Origin of the sequence: Amycolatopsis sp. NBC_01286, from assembly GCF_035982555.1 — a bacterium.
GTDB lineage: Bacteria > Actinomycetota > Actinomycetes > Mycobacteriales > Pseudonocardiaceae > Amycolatopsis.
Map to the genome: position 1 here is coordinate 7,748,166 of NZ_CP108428.1, position 11,961 is coordinate 7,760,126.

General features: G+C 74.2%; 7 protein-coding genes. 3 read left to right on the forward strand and 4 right to left on the reverse strand.

Annotation, left to right across the window (positions count from 1 at the left end):
- Nucleotides 1-2: 2 nt before the first annotated feature.
- Nucleotides 3-2,606, reverse strand: coding sequence for an AAA family ATPase (locus OG570_RS36015; protein WP_326953350.1), 2,604 nt, complete (start codon nucleotides 2,604-2,606; stop codon nucleotides 3-5).
- A gap of 178 nt (nucleotides 2,607-2,784) precedes the next feature.
- Complete coding sequence (locus tag OG570_RS36020; protein WP_326953351.1) at nucleotides 2,785-5,610, reverse strand: ATP-binding protein; 2,826 nt, start codon at nucleotides 5,608-5,610, stop codon at nucleotides 2,785-2,787.
- Between the two features lie 214 nt (nucleotides 5,611-5,824).
- Between OG570_RS36020 and OG570_RS36025 the strand changes: the two genes are divergently transcribed.
- Nucleotides 5,825-7,000 (forward strand): CaiB/BaiF CoA transferase family protein, encoded by a 1,176-nt coding sequence (locus OG570_RS36025; protein WP_326960260.1) that lies wholly within the window; start codon nucleotides 5,825-5,827, stop codon nucleotides 6,998-7,000.
- 83 nt (nucleotides 7,001-7,083) lie between these two features.
- On the opposite strand, the gene OG570_RS36030 is transcribed toward OG570_RS36025, so the two are convergent.
- A complete protein-coding gene (locus OG570_RS36030) occupies nucleotides 7,084-8,484 on the reverse strand; it encodes a class I adenylate-forming enzyme family protein (protein ID WP_326953352.1) in 1,401 nt (466 codons plus the stop codon).
- 201 nt (nucleotides 8,485-8,685) lie between these two features.
- On the opposite strand from OG570_RS36030, the gene OG570_RS36035 reads away from it, so the two are divergent.
- Nucleotides 8,686-9,312, forward strand: a complete 627-nt coding sequence (locus OG570_RS36035) for a MerR family transcriptional regulator (protein ID WP_326953353.1) — start codon at nucleotides 8,686-8,688, stop codon at nucleotides 9,310-9,312.
- 27 nt (nucleotides 9,313-9,339) lie between these two features.
- Here OG570_RS36035 and eno read toward each other — a convergent pair whose 3' ends face one another.
- A complete protein-coding gene (gene eno, locus OG570_RS36040; protein WP_326953354.1) occupies nucleotides 9,340-10,626 on the reverse strand; it encodes a phosphopyruvate hydratase in 1,287 nt (428 codons plus the stop codon).
- Between the two features lie 246 nt (nucleotides 10,627-10,872).
- On the opposite strand from eno, the gene fbaA reads away from it, so the two are divergent.
- Entirely contained in the window at nucleotides 10,873-11,904 is a 1,032-nt protein-coding gene (gene fbaA, locus OG570_RS36045) for a class II fructose-bisphosphate aldolase (protein ID WP_326945215.1), read from the forward strand.
- Nucleotides 11,905-11,961: the final 57 nt, after the last annotated feature.

Genomic DNA, 11,961 nt, shown 5'->3' on the forward strand with positions numbered 1-11,961 from the left:
GGTCAGTCCCCCAGCGTCCAGGTCGCCCAGCGCTCGGTGAGCGCGGAGCGGCCCTTGAGACCGAGCTTGCGGTACACCTTCGTCAGCCGCAGTTCGACCGTGCGCAGCGCGATCGAGAGCTCCCGGGCGATCTCGCGGTTCGGCAGCCCGCGCGCGGCGAGCGCGGCGACGTCCTGTTCGGCGGGCGAGAGCACCTCCGGCCGGCGCGGCTCGAACCGGCGTCCCGGCGGCAGCACGGGTTCGGGCACCGGCTCGGCCGGCCGCCGCTGCGCGGGCACGCTGCGCCGCAGTTCGGCGACCGCGCGTTCACGCAGGGCGTCGAAGGCCCCGTCGGTGCCCCAGTAGCCGGCCAGCGACAGCTCCTCGGCCGAGAGTGCCGCGGCCGCCGCGCCGTCGCCGAGGCTGCGCAACGCGAAGCCGGCGATCGTGCGCCACGGGCACAGCATCGGGTTGACCCACTGCCGGGACCGCAGGATCCGGCCGCACTCGCGGGCCGCGGCGAGGGCGGCCTCCAGCTCGTCGGCGGCCAGGGCCAGCTCGGCCCGCGCGTACAGGAGGAACGCCTGCCCCGCGGTGTGCTCGCCGCCGCGCGGCAGCGGTTCGGCGGCGAGCCGGCGGGCGCGTTCGGTCCGGCCCAGCTTGAGGTGCGCGGAGATCTCGACGGCGAGGTAGGCCGGGACGAGCGCGGGGTGCCAGCACCGGACGGGCAGCTCCCGCCCGGCGGCGGTGAGGTCGTGGAGGGCGTCGTCGGGCCGGTTGCGCCGCAGGTTCACGACGGCCCGGTGCAGCAGCGCCTGCGCGGCGGCGGCCTTGGCGTCCCGGCGCCGGGCCGCGGCGGCGACGGCGGTGAGCCCTTCGGCGGCGGACTCCAGCTCGTCGCAGCACAGCAAGGCCCGGCAGGCGGCGATCCGCGGCATGAGCGGCGCGTCCTCACGCACGATGAGAGCCTGCTCGGCCAGGTCGAGCGCCCGGCGGCGGTCCTCGCCCCGGGTCGCGAGCCACCAGGCTTCGGCCCCGGCTTCGGCGGGACCGCCGGGCCGCGGGTTCCAGAGGAGCGGCGCGACGGGCATGACCGGGTCCACCGCGGCTTCCTCCTCGGCGATCCGGCCGAGGGCGACCAGGTCCGAGTCCACAGTGGACGAGACGGGGGCGTCCGCCACGTCACTTTCCACAGTGGACACCAACGCGCGGCCGCGTAGCTCCGCCACCGCGCGCCGGGTCGTCTCGACGTCGCCGCGGGCCAGGAGGAGGTCGGCCGCCGTCACGGCCGCGGGCAACGTGCTCAGTCCGGGTTCGGCCAGGATCCTGCGCAGCCGCCCGTCCGCCGCCTCGGGGTCCCGCGTCACCTCCATCGACGCCAGGCGCAGCAGCAACGCCGCGCGCTCCGCCGGTTCCAGCGGCTCCAGCAGCACTCGGCGCAGCGCGTCGGCCGCCGCCGACGTACGGCCCTGCAGGAACCACTGCTCGGCCGCCTCCACCAGGACCGTCCGCGCCCACGGCTCCCCCACCGCAGGCGCCGCGCAGAGCAGGTCGGCCGCCACCGTCGCGCCGGCCCCGGTGCCGTGCGCCAGTTCCGCCGCCCGCCGGTGCAGGTCGCCGCGAGCGTCGGCGTCCAGCTCCGCCAGCACTTCCGCCGCCAGGTGCGGTTCGGCGGGCCGCCCGGCCGCCACCAGGCCGCTCGCCACGAGCGGTTCCAGCGCACCGGCGACCGCGGTCTCCGGCAGGCCCGCCAGCCGGCCCGCGAGCACGACGTCCGATGTGGACACCGACATCGCCCGCAGCAGCGCCAGCGCGTCGGCCGGCAGGCCGCGCCGGACGCGGGCGGCGCGCGCCGACGTCACCGCGCGCCCGATCCGCACCAGGTGGGGTACCTGCTCGGGCTCGGGCGGGCGCCCGTCGGCGCTCCAGCGCGTCACGATCTCGCGCAGCACCGCGGGCCGGCCGGCCGCGATGCTCAGCGCCGCCGTGGTGAACGCCGCCCCGCCCGGGGCCCCCGGGATCTCCCGCAGCAACGCCGCGGTCTCCGCCTCGGTCAGCGGCGGCAGGTCCAGCTGGGTGCCCGGGCCGTCGCCGAGGTAGCGCGCCAGCGGGCCGTGCGCGGCCGCGACCAGCAGGATCGGGCCGGGCCGGGCGGCCATCGTGGCGAAGCACCGCAGCGACCAGGCGTCCGCCCACTGGAGGTCGTCGATCGCCAGCACCAGCGGCCCGTCGGCGGCCAGCTCGGCGAACACGTCGCACAGCAGCGGCACGGTGGCGTCGCACGGGCCGGCGAAGCACTCGGTCGCCAGGTCCGCGAACCGCGCCGGCGAGTGCAGGGCCGCGACCAGCTGCGACGCCGTGCTGAACGGGATCCCGGTCTCCACCGGCGAGCACGACGCCAGGCCGGCGACGGCGCCGCGTTCGCGGGCGGTGGCGAGCACGTGGCGCAGCAGGACCGTGCGGCCGGTCCCGGCGGCACCCGAGACGCCGGCCCGGGCGGGACGGCCCGCGAAGAGGCCGTCGACGAGGTCGTCGAGCAGGGCGAGCTGGCGCTCCCGGCCGATCAACCGCCCGGCCGGGCGGTGGTGTCCGGAGTTGATCACGGACAGTGGCCGGTGGTACGGCACGGACGACCTCCCTCGGCGCGACGACGGGCGCTCGGACTGGTGGATCCACCAGGGAGGCTAGCTCCGCACTACGGCATCCGCCGACGCCGTGGCCGCCGGACGGGCATTTCCGTCCCCCTTGGCCATTCCGGGTGGCACAAGCGGGCAATGCGTGACGGCGGGTAAGGGATACCGCGGCTCACCAGGTGCGCAGGGCCTCCGCGAGATCCGCCCGGCCCTTGATGCCCAGCTTGCGGTAGACGCTGGTCAAGTGCACCTCGACGGTGCGCTGGGTGAGGAACAGCGACTCGGCGATCTCCCGGTTGGTCGCGCCGGTCGCGGCCCGCTCGGCGACCCGCCGCTCGCTGCCGCTCAGCGCGTCCGCCGGCGAGTCGGTCCCGCTGCGCATCCGCCCGCCCGCCTCGGTCAGCGCCGGCAGCGCCAGCCCGAGCTGCTGCTTGTCCCGGCTGAGCACGGACAGGTCGATCGACCGGCGCAGCCGTTCCCGCGCGCCCTCGGTGTCGCCCCGGCGCAGCAGCCGGCGGCCCAGCAGGTACTCGGCCTTCGCGAGCTCCAGCTTGGCGGGCGAGCCGGCCAGCACGTCGGCGGCCGCCGACAGCCGCTCGATCGCCGCGTCGCCGTCGGCCAGCACCCCGCGGCCGGTCTCCAGCATGCCGAGGGCCCGCGTGGTGCCCCAGCGGCGGACCGCCGGCTCGACCTCGTCGAGCACGGCCACGCCCTCGGCCACCCGGCCGAGGCCCGCCAGCAGCTCGGCCGAGTCGTACCACCACGGCGCCAGCACCGGGTTGCCGATGCCGCTGCCGCGCAGGCTGTCCCCGCAGGTGCGCAGCACGGTCAGCGCGCCTTCGACGTCGCCCTGCGCCGCCCGCGCCCTGGCGCGGGCCATCAGGAACCAGTGGTACTCCAGGGTGAACTCCGACAGCCGCGGCCGGGTCACCGTGTCCAGCACCTCTTCGGCGCGGACCGGGTCCCCTTGACGGACCAGCATCGCGCCGAGCGCCGCCTGCGGCATGGAGACGCCGGGAGCCCACCGCTCCTGCGTGACGACGTCGAACGAGTACTGCGCGTCCGACAGCCCTTCCGCGAGGTTCCCGGTGAACTCGTGCATCAGCGCGCGGGTGCTCGCGCCGAGGGCGTAGGTCCACGCCTCACCGCGGCTCTGGGCGTGGTTGAGCAGCTCGTTGATCGCGGTCAGGGCCGGCTCGCCGTGGTCGCCGAGGTAGAGCGAGAGGACGGCGCCCAGCACGGCCCAGCCGCCGGGGGCGACGTCGCCGATCAGCAGGACCCGGCTCGCCTGGTCGGCCACTTCGGCCGCCGGCCGGCCCTGCAGTGTGCCCAGCGACGAGAGCATGCCGAGCAGCTGGCGTTCCTCGGCGGTGTCGCCGGGCGGCGGCGTGACGTCGCGCAGCCGCGCGCTGACCCGGGGCACGCCGGACTTCTCGTCGAGGCCCGAGAGCAGCAGCGCGGACTCGAGCAGCATCCGCAGGGCCCGGTCGGCGGGCGACGGGTCCGGGCCGCCGGCCGCGACCAGGGCGTCCAGTGCCTCTTCGCCCAGCGCGTAGGCCCGCTGGGAGTTCTGCGCGGCCAGCGAGATCATCGTGTACTGCATGACGACCGGCACCCGGCGGCGCGGATCGGTCACCAGGCCCAGCACCCGCTCCAGGTGCCACAGGGACGACGCCGGGTCCAGCTGCCCCTGCACCCGGGACAGGTGCACCAGCACGGCGACGTCGTCCTCGTCGGCCCGCAGGGCGCGGGTCAGGTACCGGGCGGCGGCCGAGGGCGCGCCCCGGCCCTCGGCCGAGACGGCGGCGTCGCGCAGCACGTTCACCATCCACGGCTGCGGCACCGAGTCGAGCAGCAGCAGGTGGACGGCGACCTCCTCGGCGGGCCGGCCGCGGTCGTTGAGCAGGACGGCCGCGCGTTCCCGCAACCGGGCCAGCTCGGCGGGCGGCACGGAGTCCAGCACCGCGGTGCGGATCAGGTCGTGCGCGTAGTCCAGCCGGTCCGGCGCCAGCAGCTCGCCGGCGCGCAGGGCCCGCACGGCGCCGCTCGCCGGGCCGGGCTGGGTCCCGGCGAGCGCGGCGATCGTCTCCAGGTCTTCCCCGCTCAGCACGGCGATCGCGCGCGCCACGGCGAACGCGCCTTCCGGCAGCCGGTCCAGCAACGGCCGCGCCACGACCTCGCGGCCGATCCGTTCGAGCAGCGCGACGCGCTCGGCGCCCGGCGTCCCCTCGTCCCGGACCCGGCTGACGACCCGGTCGAGCAGGAACGGGTTCCCGCCGGTGAGGTCGAGGACGCGGGCGGCGAAGACCGGGTCCGGCGCCGCGCCGAACGCCGACTCCAGGACGTCGGCGACGGCGTCCGGGGACAGCGGCGCCAGGTCGACCGTCAGGCAGCTCAGGGCCGCGCCGATCTCGCCGAGCACCTCCGGGACGGGTTCGTCCGGCCCGGTCCGCTGGGTCATCAGCACCAGCAACGGCAGGTCTTCCGCGCGGCGCAGCAGGAACCCCAGCCACCGCAGCGACGTCTCGTCGCACCACTGGACGTCGTCGAGCGCGAGCACCACGAGGCCGCGGGCGGCCAGGCCGGCGGTGAGCCAGTGCAGGCCGTGCATCACGGAGTAGGTGTCGGCGCTGCCCTGGCCCTCGCCGAGCGCGGGGACGAGGGCCGGCAGCGCCAGCCGGGCGCTGCCGGTGAGCAGGTCGGCCGCGGCGGCGCCGGCCGGCTGCAGCGGCTCGAACAGCGCCCGGACGGCTTCGTAGGCCGCGACCCCGCTGTCCGGGCAGGCCACCGTGAGGACGGTGGCGGCGATCCCGTCGAGCTCGTCGAGCGCGGCGGCGAGCAGCTTCGTCTTCCCGATCCCCGCGGGCCCGCGCAGCAGGACCGCCTGCCCCGCGCCGACGGCGGCGGCCCGGGCCCGGTCGGCGAGCAGCCGGACCTCCCACTCCCGGCCGGCCAGTTCTGTCCCGGGCAAGGCCCGGAGGCCGCTGCGTAGGGCCACGGATCTCCAGTCTCAGCTGCGATGCGGGGTTTCCGGAGCGGTGCCGGGCGGTGGGTCGCACCGCCTTGCGCTCGCGTACCGGCGCTCGGGACGCCGCCGTCGCGAACGTCACCGAACAGGGCCGAAACCCTTCGATCACCTTACTGGCCGGACCTCGGGATCCGGTCACCCCGCCCGCGTCCGGGTGAGGTGACAGGATGCGGCGGTGTCTTCCCTGCCTTCCCTCCCGCTCGACGGCGTCACCGTCGTCTCCTGCGAGCAGGCGGTCGCGGCGCCGCTGGCCACGCGGCACCTGGCCGACCTCGGCGCGCGGGTGCTCAAGATCGAGCGGCCGGGCAGCGGCGACTTCGCGCGGGCCTACGACGAGACCGTCCGCGGGCTTTCGAGCCACTTCGTCTGGCTGAACCGGTCGAAGGAGAGCGTCACGCTCGACCTGAAGCACGAGGCCGCGCCCGAGGTGATGGGCCGGCTGATCGACGGCGCCGACGTCTTCGTGCAGAACTTCGCCCCCGGCGTCGCCGAGCGGCTCGGGCTCGGCGCCGCCGCGTTGCGGGCGTCACGGCCGGGGCTGATCACGTGCTCGATCTCGGGGTACGGCTCGACCGGCCCGTACCGCGACGCGAAGGCGTACGACCTGCTGATCCAGTCCGAAGCCGGGCTGGTGTCGGTGACCGGCACGGCGGACGAGCCGGCGAAGAGCGGCATCCCGGCGGCCGACATCGGGGCCGGGATGTACGCCTACTCCGGCATCCTGTCGGCGTTGTTCCACCGCGAACGCACCGGCGAGGGCACCGAGCTGGAGGTGAGCCTGTTCGACGCGCTGATCGAGTGGATGGGTTTCCCGCTCTACTACACGGATTTCGGCGGCACCCCGCCGCCGCGGGCCGGCACGAGCCACCCGGCGATCGCGCCGTACGGCACGTTCGCCGCCGGCGACGGGACGCAGCTGGTGCTGGCCGTGCAGAACGACCGGGAGTGGGCCGCCTTCTGCCGGCACGCGGTCGGCCGTCCCGAGTGGACGTCCGACGAGCGGTTCGCCACAGGCAGCGCGCGCGTCGCTCACCGGGCCGAGCTGGAGCGGGAGATCGGCGTGATCTTCGCCGAGCTGACCGGCGAGGAGCTGGCGGCGCGGCTGAGCGAGGGCCGGATCGCTCACGCCCGGCGGCGTGAGCTGCCGGAGGTCCTGGAGCACCCGCAGCTGACCGAACGCGACCGGTTCGCCGAGGTCGGCTCGCCGGCAGGGCCGCTGCGGATGACGCTGCCGCCGGTGACGGTGCCCGGCCGCCCGCCGCGCCTCGACCCGATCCCGGCGCTGGGCGAACACACGGACGCGGTGCTCACGGAGTTCGGCTTCGATGCCGCGGACCTGCGACGGCGCGGCTTGTCGTGAGTGGTTAGGGCGGTTAGAACCGCCCTAACCACTCACGACAAGCCGCGGCAGACCACCCAGGCGGGCTTTCCCCGGTGCTCGCGCTAGGCGGTGGCCGCCAGTTCTTCCAGGCGGCGGCCGTCCGGTTTGCCGTTGCGGTTGAGCGGGAAGCTGTCGACGACGACCACCCGGTTGGGGACCTCGTACGGCGGCAGGATCCGGGCCATCCGCTCGCGCCAGTACGCCGGGGCGTGGCCGGCCTCGTCCTCGACGAAGGCGACCAGGCGGCTGCCGTGGCGCTCGTCGGGGACCGCGACGACCTTCGCGCAGCAGCCCGCCTCCGCGACGCGCGCCTCGATCATGTCCGGGTACAGCGTGTAGCCCATCCGGTGGACCGCGCGCTTGCGGCCCAGGACGTGGAGGTTGCCGGCGCCGTCGAGCAGACCGAAGTCGCCGGTGCGGAACCAGCCGCCCGGCTCCGGTGCCACCTCGCCGGCGTCGTCCAGCACCCCGGTCGGCAGGTCGGGGGTGCGCACGAGCAGCTCGCCCACCTCGCCGGGCGCGACCGCGACGTCGGAGTCGTCGACGACGCGGACGTCCACCCCGTGGACCGGGCGGCCGGTGGCGACCGGGTTGCCGGGCACGGCGAAGGAGATGTTGCCGAGCTCCGTGCTGCCGTAGCCGTCCAGCAGGGGCTTCCCGAATTCCCCGCGGTACTCCGCGACCAGCCGGTGGTTCAGCGGCGCCGCGCCGACGCACAGCATCCGCGCCCGCTGCAGCGCGGCCCGCAGGACCGGCCGCTGCCGGGTGATGTTCAGCATGCTGCGGTAGGTCGAGGGCGCGGCGTCGAGCACGGTCGCGCCGCGCAGCCCGGCCAGGCCGAGCGCGTGGTCGAGCCGGCGGTAGGGCACGACCACCAGCGAGCAGCGGACCAGCCAGGCGAGCAGCACGATCGACAGGCCGTACTGGTGGGAGAACGGCAGGAACGGCGCGAGGACGTCGGAACGCGTGTAGCCGAGGGTGTCCGCGGTGCGCCGGAGGTTGGCGAGGAACACGGCGCCGGACTTCACGACCACCTTCGGCCGCCCGGTCGACCCCGAGGACGACATGAGCAGCCCGTCGGGCAGCGCGGCCCACGCCCCGGCGTCGACACCGCCCGGCACCGGCCGGGCGGCCGCGGCCAGCTCCGGCAGCAGGATTGCCGGGACCGGGGCGACGCTCGCCGCCACCGCGGCGTCGTCCACCAGGCACGCCTTGACCTTCGCACGGCTGAGGACGTCGCAGGTGGCCGCCGGGCTGTCCCGGTGGTCGATCAGCACGATCGACGCGCCGAGGTGGACCAGGGCCAGCACCGCCGTCACGTAGCCGATCGAGTTGTCCGCCTTGAGCAGCACGCGATCGCCGCGCCCGAGGCCTCGCGCGGTCAGTTCGGCCGCGATCCCCGCGGCGTCCGCCTCGAGCTCGTCGAGGGTGTACGCGGCGTCGGTCCCGCAGATGGTGGCCATGGCCCGCCCCTTCGTCGCCGGCAAGCTCCTGGCCCGAGTCTCGCCGATGGGGTTCAAGGATTTGTCCAGTACCGGCCGGACGGGTGGCGAGGTGTGGGCATCGCACTAGATTTTCCGCCCGGTGCTGGGCAGCCGCCGAGAGTCCACGATCCACTGGGTCTCCCGTGCGCGGGCAGGGAGACGGAGAAGGGGTACCGGCACATGCGGATGGCTGAGCTGAGCACGGAGTCGGGGGTGCCGGTCGCGACCGTCAAGTACTACCTGCGTGAGGGCCTGCTGCCCGCGGGGCGCCGGATCGGGCCGAACCAGGCGCAGTACTCCGACGAGCACCTCCGGCGGCTCCGGCTCGTCTGCGCGCTCCGCGAGATCGGTGGCCTTTCGCTGGCCGAAGTGGCCGCCGTGCTGGCCGCGCTCGACTCCGGCCACGCCTCCCCCGTCGTGCTGGGCGTCGCCCAGGACGGCCGGGTCAGCACGCGCCCGACCGGCGAGGCCGCCCGGGCGTGGGCGCTGGACCGGGTCCGGGCCCTGCTGGGCGAGCACGACGGCGGTACCGTGGACGCCGCCGATCCCAGCATCGCGAACCTCGTGACCGTCCTGGCCACCTTCCACGCCCTCGGCCACAGCGCCGTCACCGGCAAGCTCGCCGACTACGCCGCGCTGGCCCGGGCGACCGCCGAGGTCGACGCCGGGCTGATCGCGGACGTCGGGCCCGCCCGCCGGCCCGCCGAGACGGCGTTGATCACCACCCTGCTCGGGGAACGGCTCTTCGCCGGGCTCCGCCACCTCGCGCTCGTGAACGTGGTCCGGGCGGAAACCGCGGAGGCCTGACTCGCGCCAGGCCTCCGCGGTCTTTCCTCAGCGCGCCTTCCGGGTCAGCGGGTGCCGGCCCGCGTACACGGCGGTGCTGCCGAGGTCTTCTTCGATCCGCAGCAGCTGGTTGTACTTGGCCGTGCGGTCGGCGCGGGAGAGCGAACCCGTCTTGATCTGGCCGCAGTCGACGGCGACCGCGAGGTCCGCGATGGTGGTGTCCTCGGTCTCGCCGGACCGGTGCGAGAGCACGACGCCGTACCCGGCCTGGTAGGCGACCTCGACGGCCTCGAGCGTCTCGGTGAGCGTGCCGATCTGGTTGACCTTCACCAGGATCGCGTTGCCGACGCCGTTTTCGATGCCGTGCTTCAGCAGCTCCACGTTGGTGCAGAAGACGTCGTCGCCGACGAGCTGGCAGCGCTCCCCCAGCTCGCGCGTGACGAGCTGCCAGCCGGCGATGTCGTCCTGGGCCATGGCGTCCTCGATCGACGCGATCGGGTACCGGTCGACCAGGCCGGCCAGGTAGTCGACGTGCTCCTCGGCCGAGCGCTTCCGCCCTTCGCCGCGGTAGTGGTAGACGCCCTCCTCGTAGAACTCCGACGCCGCGAGGTCGAGCATCAGCACGACGTCGTCGCCCGCCACGTAGCCGGCCTTCTCGACGGCGCGGACCACGAAGTCGAGTGCCTCGTCGGCCGAGCCGAGCTGCGGGGCGAAGCCGCCCTCGTCGCCGACGTTGGTGTTGTGCCCGGCGTCGCGGAGGATCTTGCGCAGCGTGTGGAAGATCTCCGAGCCGATCCGGACGGCGTCGGCGAAGTTCGTCGCGCCGACCGGGGCGATCATGAACTCCTGGTAGTCGATGCCGTTGTCGGCGTGGGCGCCGCCGTTGACGATGTTCATCATCGGCGTCGGCAGCAGGTGCGCGTCGGCGCCGCCGAGGTGGCGGTAGAGCGGCAGCACGTGGGTCTGGGCGGCCGCCTTCGCGGCGGCCAGCGAGACGCCGAGGATGGCGTTCGCGCCGAGGCGGGCCTTGTTCGCCGTGCCGTCGAGCTCGATCATCGCGCGGTCGACGGCGGCCTGGTCGTCGGCGTCGAGGCCGACGACCGCGTCGGCCAGCTCGCCGTTCACGGCCGCGACCGCGCCGGTGACGCCCTTGCCCAGGTACCGGTGCGGATCGCCGTCACGCAGCTCGACCGCTTCCCGGGTGCCCGTCGACGCGCCCGAGGGCACCGCCGCGCGCCCGAACGAGCCGTCGGCCAGCTCGACGTCGACCTCGACGGTCGGATTGCCCCGGCTGTCCAGGATCTCCCGGCCCGTGACTTGGACGATGGCAGTCATTTCACTCCTCGGCGGCGGGTGCCCACGACTTCGGCGCACCCTGGGATTCGGTTACGGGAAGGTCGTCGTCGACACCACTCGCACCCGGCGGGCGCGACTTCGTCGTCGCCGGCCGCCGAGCCGACCCGTTGTACCGCGTCCCCCACTGGGGAAAACCCCAGCGATGGGTCACGGCGGCCCGGCGCGCACCGGCCGTCACGCTATGTTCGACGGGTTCCCCAGCCGGAGATCGAGAGGACCTGACCGATGCCCATCGCGACCCCCGAGGTCTACGCGGAGATGCTGGATCGGGCCAAGGCGAACGAGTTCGCCTACCCCGCCATCAACGTGACCTCGTCCGAAACCGTGAACGCCGCCATCCGCGGCTTCGCCGAAGCGGAGAGCGACGGGATCATCCAGTTCTCCACCGGCGGCGCCGAATTCGCCTCCGGCCAAAAAGTCAAGGACATGGTCGTCGGCTCCGTCGCCCTCGCCGAATTCGCGCAGGTCGTCGCCGCCCGCTACGACGTCAACGTCGCGCTGCACACCGACCACTGCCCCAAGGACAAACTCGACGGGTTCGTCCGCCCGCTGATCGAGATCTCCGCCGAACGCGTCAAAAACGGCCAGAACCCGCTGTTCCAGTCCCACATGTGGGACGGCTCCGCCATCGACCTCGACGAGAACCTCGTCATCGCGCAGGAGCTGCTGGCCAAGACCGCGGCCGCGAACATCATCCTCGAGGTGGAGATCGGCGTCGTCGGCGGCGAAGAGGACGGTGTCGAGGCGGAGATCAACGAGAAGCTCTACACCGCCGAAGGCGACTTCCTCAAAACGATCGACGCGCTCGGGTCCGGCGAGAACGGCCGCTACCTGCTCGCCGCCACGTTCGGGAACGTCCACGGCGTGTACAAGCCGGGCAACGTCAAGCTGCGCCCGGACGTGCTCAAGGGCGGCCAGGAAGCCGCGTCGAAGAAGCTCGGCCTCGACGCCGGGTCGAAGCCGTTCGAGCTGGTCTTCCACGGCGGCTCCGGCTCACTGCCGGAAGAAATCCGCGAAGCCGTCTCCTACGGCGTGGTGAAGATGAACGTGGACACGGACACGCAGTACGCGTTCACCCGCCCGATCGTGGACCACTTCTTCAAAAACTACGACGGCGTCCTGAAGATCGACGGCGAGGTCGGCAACAAGAAGTTCTACGACCCGCGTTCGTACCTCAAGGCCGCCGAAGGCGGCATGGCCGCCCGGATCGTGGAGGCCTGCCAGGCCCTCGGCTCCGCCGGCACCAAGCTCAAGTAGGACCACAACGACGAAGGGGCGGCACTTTCACGTGAAAGTGCCGCCCCTTCGCGCGTG

Bases quoted from the DNA above. Each gene is read 5' to 3' on its own strand.
- OG570_RS36030 (WP_326953352.1), bottom strand. From the start codon at position 8,484: ATGGCCACCATCTGCGGGACCGACGCCGCGTACACCCTCGACGAGCTC.
- OG570_RS36035 (WP_326953353.1), top strand. From the start codon at position 8,686: ATGCGGATGGCTGAGCTGAGCACGGAGTCGGGGGTGCCGGTCGCGACC.
- eno (WP_326953354.1), bottom strand. From the start codon at position 10,626: ATGACTGCCATCGTCCAAGTCACGGGCCGGGAGATCCTGGACAGCCGG.
- fbaA (WP_326945215.1), top strand. From the start codon at position 10,873: ATGCCCATCGCGACCCCCGAGGTCTACGCGGAGATGCTGGATCGGGCC.